The following is a 17,578-nucleotide window of genomic DNA, read 5'->3' as shown; positions in this document are numbered from 1 at the left end:
CAGTCATGGACACGGCGGCACGCCCCGGCGGCGGTCCGGCAGCCCGGCCCGGCGCCGACCCGACCGCCCCGCCCGGCGCTGAGCCGGCGGCCCGGCGCGGCGCTGAGCCGGCGGCCCGGCGCGGGACTGACCCCACGGCCCGGCGCGGGACTGACCCGACCGCCGGAACCGGGGCTGACCCGACCGCCCGGCGCGGGACTGATCCGACCGCCGGAACCGGGGCTGACCCGACCGCCCGGCGCGGGGCCGACCCGACCGCCGGAACCGGAGCTGACCCGACCGCCCGGCCCGGTGGCGGCCCGGCCGCCCGGCGCGGCGCCGCACCCCTGCTTGAGCAGGGTGGCGCACCCCCGGCGGAGGCCGAGGCCAGCGGGGCCGGGCGGGTGGGCGAGACGGCGCAGACTCTGGACCGGGGGTTGCGCCTGCTGCACCTGGTCGCCGACGCGCCCGGCGGGCTGACCGTCACCGAGGCCGCGCGCCGGCTGGGCATCGGGCGGGCGGCCGTCTACCGGCTGGCCGGCCCGCTGACCGCGCACGGCATGCTGCGCCGCGACGAGGGCGGGCGGCTGCGCCTCGGCGCCGGCGTACTGCACCTGGCCCAGCGAGCCCAGCCGCTGCTCGCCGAGGGGGCGCTGCCCGCGCTGCGCCGACTCGCCGAGCAGGCCGGCGCCACCGCGCACCTCACCGTGGTGGAGGGGGGCGAGGGGGTGGCCCTGGCGGTGGTGGAGCCGAGTTGGACCTCGTTCCACGTGGCGTACCGGACGGGGGCCCGGCACCCGCTGGACCGGGGGGCCGCCGGTCGGGCCATCCTGGCCGGCCGGGCCGGCGCCGTCGACCCGGTGAGCAGCAGCGGCGAGTTGCAGGCCGGGGCGTACGGGGTGGCCGCGCCGGTGCTCGGGGTGCCCGGCCTGGAGGCCAGCGTGGGCGTGGTCGCGCTGGCCCCACTGGACGTCGAGGTGGTCGGCGCCCAGGTACGCGCCGCCGCGACGGACATCGCCACCGCCCTCGGCTAGCGGCTCCACCGGCCCGCGCGCCCCTACCGACCCCGGCCGCCCCCCACCCGGCCCGCCCCACCACCGGCCCGGTCGACCGCCGGCGCGGCCCCACCACCTTGATCCACTCCACGGCCCGGCCCGCCGCCGGCTTGATCCACTCCACGGCCTGGCCCGCCGCCGGCTTGATCCACTCCGTGTCAGCGATATGGCGGGGTCCCAGTGCCGTGGATACCGCCATATCGGTGACTTGGAGTCGATCACCCGTATCACGTCGGCGGTCGATCACTCCGGTTGTCCACAGGGCCGTGGACCGGCGAGGCCAGGCCCTGTCCACAGGGGTGTCGCCCGCCGGTCGACGACGGCGAGGGTGGCCACATGCCTCCTCGCCCGCATCGACCTAGTTGCCTGGCATGGCAGGCCTTCCGCGGTTCCGACGCCGTCCGGCAGGGCCTGCTCACGCGGCACCAACTCCGCGGCGCCTCCTGGGTCCGGCTGCTGCACGACGTCTACGCGGACGCCCGCCTCGACCGTGACCACCGGCTGGCCTGCCAGGCCGCGCTGCTGAGGCTGCCGCCCGGGACGATCATCGCCGGCCCGTCCGCTGTCTACCTGCACGGCATCGAACACGCGGCGACGTTCGCCGACGACGTGCACGTCCTCCTGCCGAGGGCGACCCGGGTCGGCTCGCACCGGGGCATCCGGGTGCATACAGTCGAGCCAGCGATAAACCCGGCCGGCACAGGTCCGTCCACCACCGGCGGCAGACCGCTCGGGAACTCGGGCGGGATGACCACATCGGATCCGGCCGGGGCGGCGTGGGAGACGGCGGTCTGGCTCGAACCGCTTCGGGCGGTCGGCATCGTCGACTCGCTGCTCAGGGAGGGCCTGACCAGCCGGGACACGCTCGCGGTGATCGCCCACGCCAACGCGGACCGGCCGGGTGGGCGGCGGGCGCGGTGGGTCTTCGGGCTGGCCGACCCGGGCGCCCAGGCGCCGCCCGAGTCGCATCTGCGGGTCCGGTTGGTGCTGGCCGGGATGCCTCGGCCCGTCGCGCAGCATCCGGTGCGCCTCGCCGGGGGCCTCGTGCTCCACCCCGACCTGGCCTGGCCGGAATACCGGGTGGCGGTCGATTACGACGGCCAGTGGCACGCCGACCCGGACCGGCTGCACACCGACCGCAGGCGACTCAACCAGTTGGCCGCCGGCGGGTGGTTGGTGCTCCACGTGACCAGCCGGCGCCTGCACAACGACTTCCCGGGCCTGGTGCGGGAGGTCCGCACCGCCCTGGCCGCCCGGGGCTGGCGCCGATGACCGCCGCCGGCGGCGACTCCGTAGGTCGCGCCAGGCCGGGCAGCCGGACCAGCGCCGCCCGGACGGCCAGCGCGAGCAGGTCGCGGCCGTGACCTTCGCCGACGACCAGGGCCTGGCGATGACGTGGCCGCCCCCCGGACCGAGAGGTCGACGATCCAGTTCTCCGGCTGACCCGGGTTCCTGGCAGTCGCGGTGTCGGCGACTCGCCGTGGCCCCGATTACCAGGAACCCGAGATGATCAACCCGTGGACCGCGCCAGCCGCCCGGCCGGACCTGGAAGGTGACCCGGAGGCCCCGAAGGCCGTCACCGCTCGCCCGCGAGCGCCGGCTCCGGCGTGGCGTCGACCGGCGTCCGCCCGCCGCGCAGCTCGTCGAGGCGCACCAGCGCGACGCCGGCGATGATCAGCACGCCGCCGAGCAACTGTACGACGGTGGGCAGCTCGCCCAACACCAGCCAGGCGATCAGGACCGCGAACATGACCTCGGTCAGCCCCACGAAGGACGACAGGCGGGGACCGAGGATCCGCGCTCCGGCGATTCCGGTCAGGTACGCGATCACGGCCGCCACCAGGGAGAGACCGGCGATCGGGACGAGCCAGCTGGTCTGCTGCCCGGCGAAGTCGACCGTGCCGAAGGTGGCGTGCAGGGGCAGCGCCCCGGCCAGCCCGAGCGCGGTCAGGGCGGCCGCGCCGACGGCCATGCCGCCGCTGGCCAGGACGACCGAGGGGAGTTCGGCGTCGACCCGGCCGGCGAGGACGAAGTAACCCGCCAGCCCGACCGCCGCGCCGAGCCCCCAGAGCACGCCGAGCGGGTCGAGCCGCCCGGCGCCGGTGAGGTCGAGCACGAAGACCAGCCCGGCCAGCGCCGCCGCCGAGCCGGCCACGGTCAACCGGCGGGGCCGCTGCCCGTGGACCAGCCACGTCCAGGCCACCACCAGAATGATGCCCAGGTACTCCAACAGCAGGGCGACACCGACGGGCAGGTAGCGGACCGCGTTGAAGAAGCAGACCTGGGCGAGCGCCACGCCCAGCAGACCGAAGACTCCGACCACCCCGAGGTTGCGTCGGAGCACGTGCCACCTGCCGCGCAGCGCGAGCACCGCCGGCACCGCCACCACCAGGGCGGCGATCCCGACCCGGGCGATCACGGCGGACGGGGCCGACCAGCCGCCCTCGATCAGCGACCGCGCGAAGGTGCCGGAGGTCGCGAACGTGACCGCCGAGAGCAGGGCGAGGCCGAGACCGACACCGGTGGCAGGTGGCTTGTGCATCGGGCGCTCCTTGGCACGACGGGGCGGTAATGGGCAAACTATGGCTATACCGATGACGCTAGGCGGCCACGCCGACAGGAGTCAAGTTGCTTTTTGCTCATGACACTGAGTGTTCACTGATCTCCGCCGCCGCGCTGGTCAACACCGGCGGCAGCGACGGCGAGGGGCTGCCCGACGTCGCGGCGCTGGACGCGTTCTACCTCGCGCACGCCTACAGCGGGCGGCACGAGCACACCGAGGCCGAACTGGAGGCGGTACGCGGGCTGCGACCCCGGCTGCGCCGCGTCTGGGACGCGGACGTCGACGAGGTCGTCGGCATCGTCAACGGGCTGCTGCGCGAGAACGACGCGCGGCCCCAGCTCATCACGCACGACGACGAGCCGTACCACTTCCACGCCGTGCCCCGGGACGCGCCGCTCGCCACGCGGATGGCCGTCGAGGCGGCGATGGCCATCGCGGACCTCGTCCGTGGCGGCGAGCTGAGCCGGCTGCGCATCTGCGACCACCCCGACTGCGACAACGTGCTGGTCGACCTGTCCCGCAACCGGTCCCGCCGGTTCTGCGAGGCCGGCTGCGGCAATCGCGCCGCCGTCACCGCGTACCGGGCCCGCAAGGCCGCCGCCCGCGGCTGAGCCTCAGCGCGGGCGGCCGGTCATCAGCCAGCGGGTGACGGTGACGCGCAACAGCACGTACGGACCGTCCGGCCCGACCGTGGTCACGTCCCAACCGTCGTAGCGGCGGCGGAGACCCTCGACCACCTCGACCGGGAACGGCGGGCGCAGCACGGTGGCGCGCCCCTCCGCGACGACCGGCGCCTCCCCGTCCGGCAGCGCGAGCGACACCCGCGCGTCGGCGACGACGTTGCGGACCTTGCGGTTGCGCTCGGCCGTGCCCACCTACCAGGCCCCGTCGTGGAAGAGGAACCAGACCGGTGTCAGGTGCGGCGACCCGTCCGGCCGCAGCGTGCAGAGCCAGACCCCCCGCTCCCGGTCGAGCCGGGCCAGCACCTCCGCGCCGGGCAAGGTGGCCACCGGATCCTCCCCACCACATTGATCAAGAGCTTTGCGTCATGTTCGATCTTCATCCTGACGCAAGCCTCTTGATCACCGGCGGCGGGGCGGGGCCGGCGGGGCGGGGCCGGCGGGGGCTCGCGGGGTGGGTCAGGGGTGGGTCATCCGCAGCAGGTCGAGCGCCTCGTCCAGCTGGGTCTCGGAGAGCTTGCCGCCCTCCACGTGCCCCCGCGCGATGACCACCTCGCGGATCGAGGTCTGCTTGGCCAGCGCCTCCTTGGCGATCGAGGCGGCCTCGTCGTACCCCACGTACCGGTTCAGCGGGGTCACGATCGACGGCGAGCCCTCGGCGTACGCCAGGCAGACCTCGGCGTCCGCGACCAGCCCGACCACCAGGCGGTCGGCGAAGAGCCGGCCGGACGCGGCCAGCAGCCGGATCGACTCCAGGACGTTGCGGCCCATCACCGGGAGCATGACGTTCAGCTCGAAGTCGCCCTGAGAGCCGGCGAAGGCGACGGCGGCGTCGTTGCCGATCACCTGGGCGCAGACCTGTCGCATCGCCTCGGCGACCACCGGGTTCACCTTGCCGGGCATGATCGACGAGCCGGGCTGGAGGTCGGGGATGCGCAGCTCGCGAAGGCCGGCGCGGGGGCCGGAGCCCATCCAGCGAACGTCATTGGCGATCTTGTAAAGGCCGACGGCGACGGTGCGGAGCTGTCCGGAGGTCTCCACCAGCGCGTCCCGCGCGCCCTGCGCCTCGAAGTGGTTACGCGCCTCGGTCAGCGGCAGCCCGGTCGACGCGCGCAGCTTCTCGATCACCGCGGCGGCGAAGCCGAGCGGCGTGTTGATGCCGGTGCCCACCGCGGTGCCGCCCAAGGGCAGCTCGGCCAACCGGGGCAGCGCCGCCTCCAGCCGCTCGATCCCGTAGCGGACCTGCGCGGCGTATCCGCCGAACTCCTGGCCCAGAGTCACCGGGGTGGCGTCCATCAGGTGCGTACGCCCGGCCTTCACGACGGTCTCGAACTCCGCGGCCTTGCCCTCCAGCGCCCCCGCGAGGTGGGCCAGCGCCGGCAGGAGGTCCTGCGCGACGGCCTGGGTGGCGGCCAGGTGGATCGAGGACGGGAAGACGTCGTTGCTGGACTGCGAGGCGTTCACGTCGTCGTTCGGGTGGACGTCCCGGCCCAGCTCCCGACCGGCGAGGGTGGCGATCACCTCGTTGGTGTTCATGTTGGACGACGTCCCAGAGCCGGTCTGGAACACGTCGATGGGGAACTGGTCGTCGTAGCCGCCGTCGGCAACGTGCGCCGCGGCGGCGGCGATCGCCGCGGCCACGTTCGCGTCGATCACGCCCAGCTCGCCGTTGACCTCGGCAGCCGCGCCCTTGATCTGAGCCAGCGCCCGGATCTGGGCCGGCTCGATGCCCCGGCCCGAGATCGGGAAGTTCTGCACCGCGCGCTGCGTCTGGGCGCGCCACAGCGCCTCGGCGGGCACCTCCACCTCGCCCATCGAGTCGCGTTCGATCCGGTAGCCCGTCGCCTCTGGAGTCGTCACGCGTACCATCCTGCCGCGCTGCGCCCGGCCGTGCAGATGATCGCGGACACACCCGATCAGCGCAGCTCGGCGAGAAGGCGCTCGACCTCGTGCCGGTCCGGCGCCTCGACCTGACGGAACAGCACCAGCGCCCGGGTCCAGTGGGTGCGCGCGGCGATCGGGTCGGAGTCCCGGAGGCAGCGGGCGATGCCATCCAGCGCCCGCGCCTGCTCACGTCGGGCGTCCAGCCGGGCGGCGTCCGCCAACACCCGCCGATGCAGGTCCAGCGCGGCACCGGGGTCTCCGGCCTCCAGCAGTGCCCGGGCCAGCAGGTTCCGCGAGGCACACTGCCCGCTGCGGTCACCAGCCTCGGTCATCGCCACCAGCGCTTCGCGGTGCAGGTTCATCGCCGTCTCCGGATGGCCGCTCACCCGCTCCAACTCGCCGATCTCGTTGAGCAGCTCACCGACGCCGTACCGGTTGCCGAGGCGACGTTTGAACGCGAGCGCGACCCGCAGTCGCCGGCGCGCCGGCTCGCCGTGCCCCATCCGGGCCCGGGCCATCGCGACGTGCCCCATGGCGTTGGCCGTCTCGTAGAGCGTGCTGGCCGTCCGCGCCAGCATCAACTGCGCCCGGGATACCGCCAGCGCCTCGGCCAACCGCCCGGCGCCCAGCAGGATCGCCGCCTGATTGTTGAACAGCGCGACGACGCCGGCATCACGCCCCTCGCGTCGAAGAATGCCCAGCGCCTCGTCGAGGTGCCGTAACGCGGCCGGCACGTTGCCGAGGATGGCGTGGGCCGCCGCGATGTTCTTGTGGGTGCCGGCCTGTCCCACCCGGTCCCCCAGCCGCGCACGCAGGCGGAGAGCGATCTCCATCGAGGCAACCGCCTCGCCGTACCGAGCCAGGCGGTAGTAGCCGGAGGCGAGGTAGTTGTGCATGGCGGCGACAGCCGCGTCGTCGTCGAGCCGCTCCGCGGCCCGAAGCCCGACCTCATGCGCCTCGATCAGGTCGTCCAGATGGCCGTACGCGTACCAGTAGCTCCACCCGGCATGGGCGAGCTGCCAGCAGTAGCCGTCCCGGCCCGCCTGTTCGGCGAAGCGGATCATGGCGGTCAGGCTCGCGCGGTTCCCGTCGAGCCACTCGATGGACGGTGGGGCGCCCGCCTCCACCAGGTCGGGCCGGAGCAGCGCGGGCAACGGTAGCGGTGCCGGGCTCGCCGACCGGTTGACCTGGCGGGCCGTGGCCGTGACCAGATGCAGGTGGACGTTCAACATCCGCTCCACGGCCGCGGACCGCTCGGCGGCGAGCCCCGGCTCCGCCACCAGCTGCCGCGCGTAGTCCCGGACGAGGTCGTGGAAGCGGAACCGTCCCGGGTCCGGCTCGTCGACCAGGTGCGCGTCGACCAACTCGTCGAGCAGGTGCTCCGCCCCGGGCAGCGGCACGTCGGCCAGCGCGGCGGCGGCCCGGGTGTCGAACTGTGCTGCCGGATACAGCCCGAGCAGCCGGAACATCCGCTGCGCGGCCGGGCTGACCTGCGCGTACGACAGGGCGAAGGCCTGGCCGACGGAGCGGTCGCCGGCCACCAGCTCGGTCAGGGCATCCGACCCACCGGCGAACCGCGCGGCGAGGTCCGCGATGCGCCAGCGGGGCCGGTGCACGAGCCGCGCGCCGGCGAGCCGGATGGCCAGCGGCAGGTGCCCGCAACGGCGGACCACCTCCGCAGCGGCCTCCGGCTCGGCGGCCACCCGCTCGGGGCCGACCACCCTCGCGAGCAGCTCGATCCCCTCGTCCCGGTCGAGGACCGCGAGCGACGAGGGCCTGCCCTCGTCGAGTCCGGTGAGCCGACGCCGGCTGGTGATCAGGGTCAGCGTGCCCCGACCGTTGGGCAGCAGCGGCGCCACCTGGGCGGCGGAGGCCGCGTTGTCCAGCACCACCACCGCCCGGCGGTCGGCGAGCTCGCTGCGCCAGCGGGCGGCGCGTTCGTCCTCGTCGAGGGGGATGCGCTCGCCGGGCACGCCGAGCTGGCGCAGCAGCGCGGCGAGCGCCGCCGCCGGAGGCAGCGGCTCCCGCTCGCTGTGGCCATGCAGGTCGATGAAGAGCTGCGCGTCGGGATAGCGGTCCTCCAGCGCGGCGGCCAGGTGGACCGCCAGGGTGGTCTTGCCGCTGCCCGGCATGCCGTCGACGAGCTGGACCCGGGTGCGGTCCTCGTCGATCTCCTTGATCAGTCGCGCGAGGGTGTCCTGCCGGCCGGTGAAGTCACTGATCGCCCGAGGCAGGCAGCGCACCGGGCCCGCCGGGCCACGCGCCGGGCCGGCCAGCGCCAGGTCGCCCGCGAGCACCCGCTGGTGCAGCTCCTGCAACGCGGTGCCGGGCTCGATGCCCAACTCCTCGGCGTAGAGCCGGCGCCCGTCGCGGTAGACGGTGAGGGCGTCGGCCTGCCGGCCGACCGCGGACAGGGCGAGCATCAGGTGACCCCGCAGCCGCTCCCGGAGCGGGTGCCGGTCGACGGCCTCGGTCAGCTCGGCCAGCAGCTCGGCGGCCCGACCGAGACGCAGCTCGACGTCCACGCACTCCTCCAGCACGGCCAGCCGGTGCTCGTCGAGCGCCTGCGCACGCCGACGGACGCTCCGGCTCGGGATGCCGCTGAGCGCCGGCCCACGCCAGAGCGACAGCGCGGCCCGAAAATGCTCGCGCGCCTCCGCGAGCCGACCCGCGGTGAGCGCGGCCCGGCCGGCGTCGACGCCCCGGCCGAAGACCTCGGCGTCCAACTCGTCCGGCCCGCTCCGGACGCCGTAACCGACCGGGTCGGTGACGATGGTCTCCGGTGGCACGCCGAGCTGGGTGAACCGGCGTCGGAGACGGGACACGCAGGTCTGCAACTGGGCGCGGGCCGTGGCCGGCGGCCGCTCCTCCCAGACCGCGTCGACCAGGTCCTCCACGGGCACGATCCGGCCGGCGCGCAGCAGCAGCATGGCGAGTACGACCCGGTCGCGACCCGCGGTGACGGTGGCCTCGCCACCACCGACCCGCAGGGGCCCCAGGATCCCGAACCGCATCTGCTCCCCCGCACGCCAGGTGCAACCTGTCAGCAGCGTAGTCCGGCCGTGACCGAGCGGCGCGGCCGGCTGATAGCGATGTGAGAGCGGATCGGCAGACCCGGAGGCCAGACTCTCCGCGGGGCGTCAGCGATGGCGTCCGACGGGGGCGGTGCGCCCGTCCGTACCCCCCAGGGGCGGGCGCACCGACGTCGACCCCGGACCGCGCCGGCCCGACGAGAGCGGGGCGCCGGGCCCAGGCCCGACGCCCCGAACGTGTCGTACGCGGTGGTCAGCGGCGGCCGACGGTGAGCACCGGCTTGGTGACTTCGGCGAAGAAGTCGTTGCCCTTGTCGTCCACCACGATGAAGGCCGGGAAGTCCTCGACCTCGATCTTCCAGACCGCCTCCATGCCCAGCTCGGGATATTCGAGCACCTCGACGTGCTTGATGCAGTCCTGGGCGAGCCGGGCGGCCGGGCCGCCGATCGAGCCCAGGTAGAAGCCGCCGTGCTGCTGGCAGGAGCGGGTCACCTGCGCCGAGCGGTTGCCCTTGGCGAGCATCACCTGGGACCCGCCGGCGGCCTGGAACTTCTCGACGTACGCGTCCATCCGGCCGGCCGTGGTCGGCCCGAACGAGCCGGAGGCGTAGCCCTCGGGCGTCTTGGCCGGGCCGGCGTAGTAGACGGCGTGGTCGCGCAGGTACTGCGGCATCGGCTCGCCGGCGTCCAGCCGCTCGGCGATCTTGGCGTGCGCGATGTCCCGGGCCACCACCAGCGGACCGCTCAGCGAGAGCCGGGTCTTCACCGGGTACTTGGACAGCTCGGCGCGGATCTCGTCCATCGGCCGGTTCAGGTCGACGCGGACGACCTCGGAGGTGTCCAGGTGCGCCTCGGTGACGTCCGGCAGGTAGCGGGCCGGGTCGGTCTCGAGTCGCTCCAGCCACACGCCCGACGGGGTGATCTTCGCGACCGCCTGCCGGTCGGCCGAGCAGGAGACGGCGATCGCCACCGGGCAGGAGGCGCCGTGCCGGGGCAGCCGGACCACGCGGACGTCGTGGCAGAAGTAGCGGCCGCCGAACTGCGCGCCGATGCCGAAGTTGCGGGTCAGCTCCAGCACCTCGGCCTCCAGCTCCAGGTCCCGGAAGCCGTGGGCGGTCATCGAGCCGGCGGTGGGCAGCGCGTCGAGGTACTTGGCGCTGGCGTACTTGGCGGTCTTCAGGGCGTACTCGGCGGAGGTGCCGCCGATGACGATCGCCAGGTGGTAGGGCGGGCAGGCCGCGGTGCCGATCAGCCGCAGCTTCTCCTCCAGGAACTGCATCATCCGCGTCGGGTTCAGCAGCGCCTTGGTCTCCTGGTAGAGGTACGACTTGTTGGCCGAACCCCCGCCCTTGGCCATGAAGAGGAACTTGTACGCGTCCGGGTGGCCGTCCGGGTCCTCGGCGTAGATCTCCACCTGCGCGGGCAGGTTGCTGCCGGTGTTGCGCTCCTCCCACATGGTCAGCGGCGCAAGCTGCGAGTAGCGCAGGTTCAGCCGGGTGTACGCCTGCCAGACGCCCCGGGAGATGGCCTCCGCGTCGGTGCCGTCGGTCAGCACGTGCCGGCCGCGCTTGCCCATCACGATCGCCGTGCCGGTGTCCTGGCACATGGGCAGGACGCCACCGGCGGCGATGTTGGCGTTGCGCAGCAGGTCGAGCGCGACGAACCGGTCGTTCGGCGACGCGGCCGGGTCGTCGATGATCGACCGCAGCTGGGCCAGGTGCGCCGGGCGCAGGAAGTGTGCGATGTCATGCATCGCCTCGGCGGTCAGCGCGGTGAGCGCGGCCGGCTCCACGGTGAGGAAGCGGCGGCCCCCGGGGCCGTGGACGACGTCGACGCCCTCGTCGGTGACCAGGCGGTACTCCGTCTGGTCGGGGGCGGTCGGCAGCAGGGGGGCGTACGAGAAGGCGGCGGCACTGCTCATGAGCGGAAAGCCTAGGGCAGACCGATCGATCACTCCCACCCGCCGGGTGCCCGCAGGGGCACCGCTCTCATCCGGCCCTGGTGAAGTGCGGGAAGAGCCCGGTCACCCGTCCTTGCCACCGGGCGGGTCGGGGCAGAGTTCGCGCTTGGGGCCGCAGGTGTCGTCGTCGCCGGGGGTCGGGTCGCCACCGCCCGGGCCCTGGCCCGAGCCCGGGCTGCCGCCGCCGGCGGGCGGGACGGGGGCGACGGCGGCTCCGCCGAACCGGACGTATCCGATCTCCCGCCCCTCCCCGACGATCATGCCGGTCGGGCCGACGGCGAGCGCGTTCGCGGAGGTGCGCAGCACGGCCAACTCGCGGCCGGTGCGCGGGTCCAGGGCGACCAGCCGGTTGGGCTTCTCGTCGGCGATGACGGCCGCGTACGGGGTGAGCGCGGCCCCCGCCTTGCCGCCGGCCGGGCGCGTCCACAGGACCCGGTCGGCGCCGAGCGCGCGGGCGGCCACGGACCGCTGGTCGGCCGATCGGATCAGCGCGTAGCGGTCGTCGACCGCGACCAGCTTCTCGCCGTCGGCGCCGACCCAGAGCAGCCGGCCGTCGTACCCGTCGAGCACCGCCTCCCGGGCGTCGGGTCCGACGCCGATCAGCACGTTCCGCGCGCCCTGCGGGTCCTCCCGCTGCACGCAGCCGGCCTTGTCGGCCGTTCGCACGTTGATTCCGGCGCGGTGCCACGCCTCCTGACCGGTGGCCGGATCCCGGCCGGAGATGGCGAAGTAGCAGCTGTCGTCCTGGGATCGGGCGGTGATCCGGAGCAGCCGGCCGCCGACCACGGAGAGGCGCTCCTCGCGGCCGGGCTCGACGTTCTGGAGCACCGAGCCGGTGGCGGTGTCGACCACGTGCACCCGGCCGTCGACCGGGAACCCGAGCAGCGGCGGCACCGACTCCGGGCCGGCGACCCCGTCGTTGATCCGGTTGCTGCTGAGCCGGCGGGTGCCGCGCAGCCCCGGGTTGTCGGCGAACAGCCCGCTGCCCACGCCGGGCAGGAACGCCGTCCACAGTGGCGCAGTGCCGCGCGGGTCCCAGGCGCTCAGGGTGCAGTCGGTCGGCTGCGCGCAACGGGCGTCCAGCAGCAGGTTGCGGTACGTCCACACGGCCACCGCGTCGTCGTCCCGCCGCCGGGTGACTCCGGTGGTCGGGTCGAGCACCTCGTACCCCTTGACCAGCAGCTTGCCCACGACGACGACCGCGTCCCGCTCGGCGCCGGCGACCGCCGCCCAGTCGGCCTTGCGCTCCCAGAGCTGGCCGCCGGTCGAGAGAGCGCGCGCCTCGACCCGGGTGCGCTGCTCGACCAGGACGGTGTCGCCGGCGAAGGTCACGCTCTTCGGGGTGCCTCCGATCCGCTGCTGCCAGACCACGTCCGGCTCGGCGATCGGCTCGCTGCGGTCGACCCACTCCCACACGCCCGGGAAGGGGTTCCAGACGCCGGTCGAGGCGAGGACGATGACCGAGATCAACGCGAGCAGCAACACGTTGCGTACGCCCCGGCCGCTCCCCTTCGCCACACGGACACGGTAGCCACGATCACGGATCTTCCGTACGCCCGCATCGCCGTGTCGCCGCGCTTTCTGGCCACGGAGGTGTTAACAGGCGGCCGATCCGCCGACGGGCACCCGCGCGAGGTCGCCCGCGGTCAGCGCCGGACGGCCGAGCGGACCAGCGGAAGCGTGCGGTACGGGATCTGCTCGGCCAGCGCGATGATGGTCGAGGCGCGGGTGATGCCCTCGGAGGAGACGATCTGGTCGATCACCCGCTGGAGGTCGGCGTTCGACCGGGCGACGATCCGGCAGAGCAGGTCGCCGGAGCCGGTGATCGTGTGCGCCTCCAGCACCTCGGGGATCGCGGCGAGGTGCGCGGTGACCGGGTCGTGGCCGTGCCGCTGGCTGATCTCCAGGGTGACGAAGCTGGTCACGCCGAACCCGATGGCCGCGGGCACGATGTCCGGCCCGAAGCCGGTGACGACGCCCCGCTCGACCAGCTTGTCCAGCCGGGCCTGGACGGTGCCCCGGGCCACCCCGAGCCGACGTGAGCACTCCAGCACACCGATCCGGGGCTCCTCGGCGAGGAGTTCGATCAACCGGGCGTCCAGCTCGTCCAGCTGTACATCCTGCACACCATTCACGGGTCATGACCATACCGAATGCGCAACCTGACCAGCGCTAACGCCGACAGTTGCCCACTCGCCCCCGGGGCAGCGATCCTCGCCACACAGACCATCACGGCGGCCCAACAGGCCGGCCGGTACGCGAGGGAGGCCGCGATGACCCAGGCGATCGACCGACCCCAGTCGACCGAGGAGGTCGACGTCGACCAGCTCGTCGGCGCCGTCGAGCACGACATCACCACCGACCCGTTCCCGGTCAAGGGCCTCGACCACGTGCACTTCCTGGTCGGCAACGCGAAGCAGGCGGCGCACTACTACTCCACGGCGTTCGGCATGACCTGCGTGGCGTACCGGGGGCCGGAGCAGGGCTACCGGGACCACGCCCAGTACGTCCTGACCAGCGGCTCCGCCCGGTTCGTGCTGACCGGCGCGGTCCGCCCGGACGCCGACGGCTCCGCGCACGTCGCGAAGCACAGCGACGGCGTCAGCGACATCGCGCTGGAGGTGCCGGACGTGGACGCCGCGTACGCGCACGCCACCGCGCAGGGCGCGACCGGCCTGGTCGAACCGCACGACGTCAGCGACGAGCACGGCACCGTCCGGCTGGCCGCCATCGCCGCGTACGGCGACACCCGGCACACGCTGGTCGACCGGTCCCGCTACACCGGCCCGTTCCTGCCCGGCTTCGTCGCGCGCGGGCCGATCGTGGACCGGCAGCCGATGATCGACGCCGGCATCCAGCCGAAGCGCTTCTTCCAGGCGGTCGACCACGTGGTCGGCAACGTCGAGCTGGGCCGGATGGACGAGTGGGTGGAGTTCTACAAGCGCGTCATGGGCTTCACCAACATGGCCGAGTTCGTCGGCGACGACATCGCCACCGACTACTCGGCCCTGATGAGCAAGGTCGTCGCGAACGGCACCCGGAAGGTGAAGTTCCCGCTCAACGAGCCGGCGATCGCCCGCAAGAAGTCGCAGATCGACGAGTACCTCGAGTTCTACCAGGGCCCCGGCGCCCAGCACATCGCCGTGGCCACCAACGACATCCTGGCCAGCGTCGACGCGATGCGGGCCGCCGGCGTCGAGTTCCTGGACACCCCGGACTCGTACTACGACGACCCGGAGCTGCGTGCCCGGATCGGGGACGTGCGGGCGCCGATCGAGGAGCTGAAGGCGCGCAAGATCCTGGTCGACCGGGACGAGGACGGCTACCTGCTCCAGATCTTCACCAAGCCGGTGCAGGACCGGCCGACGGTCTTCTTCGAGCTGATCGAGCGGCACGGCTCGCTCGGCTTCGGCAAGGGCAACTTCAAGGCGCTCTTCGAGGCCATCGAGCGGGAGCAGGAAGCGCGCGGCAACCTGTAACACTTGCGAGCGTGACGCAACCCCCGTCGTACCCGATGCCGCCGGCCGGTGGGCCCCCACCCACCGCCGGCGGCTTCGCGCCGCCCCCCGGCCCGATCTCCCCGGGGCACACGGTGCCGCCGCAGTACGCGCCGCCGGGCCACCCGCCGCCCGGTCCGCACTACGCGGCCCCGCCCCCGACACTCGCCCCGAACGGGCAACCGCTGGCCAGCTTCGCCGACCGGCTGCTGGCCTGGATGGTGGACACCGCCGTCGCGACCGGCGTGCTCCTCCTGCTGTTCATGCCGGTCTTCCTGGTGATCTGGGGGAACACGTTCACCACGTTGACCAGGACGAACCCGGACGGCACGCTGGTGGAACCCGACCAGGCCACGATGATCAACGAGGTCCTGATCCCGCTGGTCCTGCTGGAGCTCGGGCTGCTGGTCCTGATGCTCGCGCTCTACTGGCTCTACCACGTCGAGTACCTGAAGCGCGGCGGCCAGACCCTCGGCAAGAAGGCGCTGAAGATCCGAGTGGTGCCGCTCGACCCGACCCGCACCCTCGACCGGCGCATGGCCGCCCGGCGCTGGTTCGTGCAGTACCTGGCCGGCTCGTTCGTGCCCGGCCTCAGCTACCTGGACGGGTTCTGGCAGCTCTGGGACAAGCCCTGGCAGCAGTGCCTCCACGACAGGTTCGCCGGCACGGTCGTCGTTAAGGTGTCTGAGTGAGCGTGCAACCCGGCTGGTACGTCGACCCCGCCGAACCCGAGACCCGGCGGTACTGGGACGGCGAGGGCTGGATCGGCGCGCCCATCCCCGTCGACGCCACCCCGCCGGAGGGTCCACCCCCGGTCGAGCCACCGCCCACCCCGGCGCCGCAGCCGGTGGCCCCCGGCCCGGTCGCGGCTCCGACGCCGCCGGCCGCCGGCTGGCCGACGTCCGCACCGCCGGCCGCCGGTCCGGCCTCGGCGCCACCGGCCGCTCCCGGCCCGCCCCCGGGTTGGCAGCCGCCGCCGGGCTGGCAGCCCCCGCCCGGCTGGCAGGCTCCGCCCGGATACGGGCAACCGGGTGGCCCGCCGCCGGGCTACGGCCACCCGGCCGGGCCGCCGCCGGGCTACGGGTATCCGGGCGGACCCCCACCGGCGTACGGGCACCCCGGTGGTCCGCCGCCCGGGTGGGCGCCGCCGGGCTGGCCGGGCCGGATGCCCGAACCGCGACCGCACGGTCTGGCGCTGGCCGGGTACGGCCGGCGGCTGGCCGCCCGGCTCATCGACTTCGCCGTCCTGCTGGCGCTGAACGTCGTGGTGAACGGCTGGTTCGTCTGGAAGCTGGTCGAGGAGACGGGGCCGTACTGGCGGGAGGTGTTCCGGCGGGCGGCCGCCGGTGACTCCTCCACCGAGGGGCTGCCGCAGCCCGGCGAACAGTCAGCGGGCCTCCAGCTGGCGATCGTGGTGATCGCCGTGGGGCTCTGGCTCGCCTACGAGGTACCCAGCACGGCCGCGTCCGGGCAGACGTTCGGCAAGCGCCTGATGCGGATCAAGGCGGTGCCGCTCGCCGCCGACCAGCCGCTCGGCTTCGGCCGGGCACTGCGCCGGTGGAACACCTTCGGTGGCCTCCCCACCCTGCTCTGGTGCTGCTTCGGCCTCGGCCTGCTGATCCAGCTCATCGACGCGCTCTCCCCGCTCTTCGACCACCCGCTGCGTCAGGCGCTGCACGACAAGCGGGCGCAGACCGTCGTCGTGCAGGTTCCCCCCGGCGCCGGTCCGGCCGCCCCGACACCCGGTCCCGGCGCTCCGGAGACCGGTTCCACCACCCCGAACGACCGCACCAAGCCCCCGGGAGACACCCCATGACCGACACCGGACGTTCCCAGCCGGCCCTGCGGCTGACCCGCGCCGACCTGGACGCGCTGCCCAGTTACGTACCCGGTCGCAGCCCTGCCGACCTGGCCCGGGAGCTCGGCCTGCCCGAGGCGATCAAGCTGGCCAGCAACGAGGTCCCCTACGGCCCGCTGCCCGGCGTGGTGGAGGCGGTCGCCGAGGCCGCGGCCGGGTCACACCGCTACCCGGACATGGGCGTGGTCGCGCTCCGCGACGCGCTGGCCGAGCGGTACGGGGTGGACGCCGACCGGGTCGCCACCGGCTGCGGGTCCGTGGCGCTCGCCGAGCACCTGGTCCGGGCGACCTGCCTCCCCGGCGACGAGCTGGTCTACTCGTGGCGCTCGTTCGAGGCGTACCCGATCATCGCGGCCACCAGCGGGGCGACCAGCGTGCGGGTGCCCAACGACGCCGGCCACGGCCACGACCTCGCGGCGATGGCGGCGGCGGTGACCGACCGGACCCGGATGGTCGTCGTCTGCAACCCGAACAACCCGACCGGCACCTCCGTCCGGCGGGCCGAGCTGGACCGCTTCCTGGACGCCGTCCCCGACGACGTGCTCGTGGTGATCGACGAGGCGTACCGGGAGTTCGTCACCGACCCGGACGTGCCGGACGGGTTGACCTACCTGGACCGGCCGAACGTGGTGGTGCTGCGGACCCTCTCCAAGGCGTGGGGCCTGGCCGGGCTGCGGATCGGCTTCCTGGTCGCCCAACCCGAGGTGGCGGCGGCCGTCCGCAAGGTGGTCACGCCCTTCTCCACGAGCCTGGCCGCGCAGGCCGGCGCGCTCGCCGCGCTCGCACAGGCCGACGAGGTGGAACGGCGGTGCGCCCTGGTGGTCGCCGAGCGGGACCGGGTCACCGAGGCGCTACGGAAGTTCGTCCCGGAGCTGCCCGGCAGCCAGGCCAACTTCGTCTGGCTGCCGCTCGGCGACCGGGCGGTCCCGTTCGCCAAGGCGTGTGAGGCGCGCGGGGTGATCGTCCGGCCGTTCGCCGGCGACGGGGTCCGGGTGACCATCGGCACCCCGGCCGAGAACGACGCCTTCCTGGTCGCCGCCGAGACCGCGCTGGCCTGACCGGCCGCAATC

At 74.0% G+C, this 17,578-nt stretch carries 15 protein-coding genes; 7 read left to right on the top strand and 8 right to left on the bottom strand.

Annotated features, from left to right (window positions below):
* The first annotated feature begins 326 nt into the window (after nucleotides 1-326).
* The gene (locus tag O7603_RS23440) at nucleotides 327-1,013 is read left to right on the top strand and encodes a helix-turn-helix domain-containing protein (protein ID WP_281576780.1); all 687 of its coding nucleotides are present in this window, start codon (nucleotides 327-329) and stop codon (nucleotides 1,011-1,013) included.
* Between the two features lie 357 nt (nucleotides 1,014-1,370).
* A complete protein-coding gene (locus O7603_RS23435; protein ID WP_281571937.1) occupies nucleotides 1,371-2,306 on the top strand; it encodes a hypothetical protein in 936 nt (311 codons plus the stop codon).
* Between the two features lie 304 nt (nucleotides 2,307-2,610).
* On the opposite strand, the gene O7603_RS23430 is transcribed toward O7603_RS23435, so the two are convergent.
* Nucleotides 2,611-3,576, bottom strand: a complete 966-nt coding sequence (locus tag O7603_RS23430; protein WP_281571936.1) for an EamA family transporter — start codon at nucleotides 3,574-3,576, stop codon at nucleotides 2,611-2,613.
* A gap of 86 nt (nucleotides 3,577-3,662) precedes the next feature.
* Here O7603_RS23430 and O7603_RS23425 point away from each other — a divergent pair, with 86 nt between their 5' ends.
* Nucleotides 3,663-4,208 (top strand): CGNR zinc finger domain-containing protein, encoded by a 546-nt coding sequence (locus O7603_RS23425; RefSeq protein WP_281571935.1) that lies wholly within the window; start codon nucleotides 3,663-3,665, stop codon nucleotides 4,206-4,208.
* 3 nt (nucleotides 4,209-4,211) lie between these two features.
* Here O7603_RS23425 and O7603_RS23420 read toward each other — a convergent pair whose 3' ends face one another.
* The 7 genes from O7603_RS23420 to O7603_RS23390 all read right to left on the bottom strand — a co-directional run bounded on the left by O7603_RS23420 (nucleotide 4,212) and on the right by O7603_RS23390 (nucleotide 13,288).
* Nucleotides 4,212-4,472, bottom strand: a complete 261-nt coding sequence (locus tag O7603_RS23420) for a hypothetical protein (protein ID WP_281571934.1) — start codon at nucleotides 4,470-4,472, stop codon at nucleotides 4,212-4,214.
* The gene (locus O7603_RS23415; protein WP_281571933.1) at nucleotides 4,473-4,607 is read right to left on the bottom strand and encodes a pyridoxamine 5'-phosphate oxidase family protein; all 135 of its coding nucleotides are present in this window, start codon (nucleotides 4,605-4,607) and stop codon (nucleotides 4,473-4,475) included.
* Nucleotides 4,608-4,736: 129 nt separating this feature from the next.
* Nucleotides 4,737-6,146, bottom strand: a complete 1,410-nt coding sequence (locus O7603_RS23410; RefSeq protein ID WP_281571932.1) for a class II fumarate hydratase — start codon at nucleotides 6,144-6,146, stop codon at nucleotides 4,737-4,739.
* Nucleotides 6,147-6,193: 47 nt separating this feature from the next.
* Nucleotides 6,194-9,175, bottom strand: a complete 2,982-nt coding sequence (locus tag O7603_RS23405; protein ID WP_281571931.1) for an AfsR/SARP family transcriptional regulator — start codon at nucleotides 9,173-9,175, stop codon at nucleotides 6,194-6,196.
* Between the two features lie 271 nt (nucleotides 9,176-9,446).
* Nucleotides 9,447-11,114, bottom strand: a complete 1,668-nt coding sequence (locus tag O7603_RS23400) for a fumarate hydratase (RefSeq protein ID WP_281571930.1) — start codon at nucleotides 11,112-11,114, stop codon at nucleotides 9,447-9,449.
* A gap of 102 nt (nucleotides 11,115-11,216) precedes the next feature.
* Nucleotides 11,217-12,635, bottom strand: coding sequence for a PQQ-binding-like beta-propeller repeat protein (locus O7603_RS23395; RefSeq protein ID WP_281576779.1), 1,419 nt, complete (start codon nucleotides 12,633-12,635; stop codon nucleotides 11,217-11,219).
* Between the two features lie 164 nt (nucleotides 12,636-12,799).
* A complete protein-coding gene (locus O7603_RS23390) occupies nucleotides 12,800-13,288 on the bottom strand; it encodes an Lrp/AsnC family transcriptional regulator (RefSeq protein ID WP_281571929.1) in 489 nt (162 codons plus the stop codon).
* A 138-nt stretch (nucleotides 13,289-13,426) separates the two neighbouring features.
* On the opposite strand from O7603_RS23390, the gene hppD reads away from it, so the two are divergent.
* Genes hppD through hisC form a run of 4 tightly spaced genes read left to right on the top strand, consistent with a single transcriptional unit; the run spans nucleotide 13,427 to nucleotide 17,566 of the window.
* Nucleotides 13,427-14,632 carry a 4-hydroxyphenylpyruvate dioxygenase gene (gene hppD / locus O7603_RS23385; RefSeq protein WP_281571928.1) on the top strand — a complete coding sequence of 402 codons (1,206 nt, stop codon included), beginning with the start codon at nucleotides 13,427-13,429 and terminating at the stop codon, nucleotides 14,630-14,632.
* 11 nt (nucleotides 14,633-14,643) lie between these two features.
* Entirely contained in the window at nucleotides 14,644-15,342 is a 699-nt protein-coding gene (locus O7603_RS23380; RefSeq protein WP_281571927.1) for an RDD family protein, read from the top strand.
* Nucleotides 15,339-16,466 carry an RDD family protein gene (locus tag O7603_RS23375; protein WP_281571926.1) on the top strand — a complete coding sequence of 376 codons (1,128 nt, stop codon included), beginning with the start codon at nucleotides 15,339-15,341 and terminating at the stop codon, nucleotides 16,464-16,466. Before O7603_RS23380 ends, O7603_RS23375 begins: the two co-directional genes overlap by 4 nt.
* Entirely contained in the window at nucleotides 16,463-17,566 is a 1,104-nt protein-coding gene (gene hisC, locus O7603_RS23370) for a histidinol-phosphate transaminase (RefSeq protein WP_281571925.1), read from the top strand. The genes O7603_RS23375 and hisC overlap by 4 nt, the downstream gene beginning before the upstream one ends.
* Nucleotides 17,567-17,578: the final 12 nt, after the last annotated feature.

The sequence above is a fragment of the Micromonospora sp. WMMD812 genome (genome assembly GCF_027497215.1).
Taxonomy (GTDB): domain Bacteria; phylum Actinomycetota; class Actinomycetes; order Mycobacteriales; family Micromonosporaceae; genus Micromonospora.
The sequence above is the reverse complement of the archived record's forward strand: the minus strand, read 5'-3'. Positions and strand labels throughout refer to the sequence as shown.

Excerpts from the sequence above, each read along its gene's own strand:
- O7603_RS23435 (WP_281571937.1), top strand. The coding sequence starts at position 1,371 with ATGCCTCCTCGCCCGCATCGACCTAGTTGCCTGGCATGGCAGGCCTTC.
- O7603_RS23430 (WP_281571936.1), bottom strand. The coding sequence starts at position 3,576 with ATGCACAAGCCACCTGCCACCGGTGTCGGTCTCGGCCTCGCCCTGCTC.
- O7603_RS23410 (WP_281571932.1), bottom strand. The coding sequence starts at position 6,146 with ATGGTACGCGTGACGACTCCAGAGGCGACGGGCTACCGGATCGAACGC.
- O7603_RS23405 (WP_281571931.1), bottom strand. The coding sequence starts at position 9,175 with ATGCGGTTCGGGATCCTGGGGCCCCTGCGGGTCGGTGGTGGCGAGGCC.
- O7603_RS23400 (WP_281571930.1), bottom strand. The coding sequence starts at position 11,114 with ATGAGCAGTGCCGCCGCCTTCTCGTACGCCCCCCTGCTGCCGACCGCC.
- hppD (WP_281571928.1), top strand. The coding sequence starts at position 13,427 with ATGACCCAGGCGATCGACCGACCCCAGTCGACCGAGGAGGTCGACGTC.
- hisC (WP_281571925.1), top strand. The coding sequence starts at position 16,463 with ATGACCGACACCGGACGTTCCCAGCCGGCCCTGCGGCTGACCCGCGCC.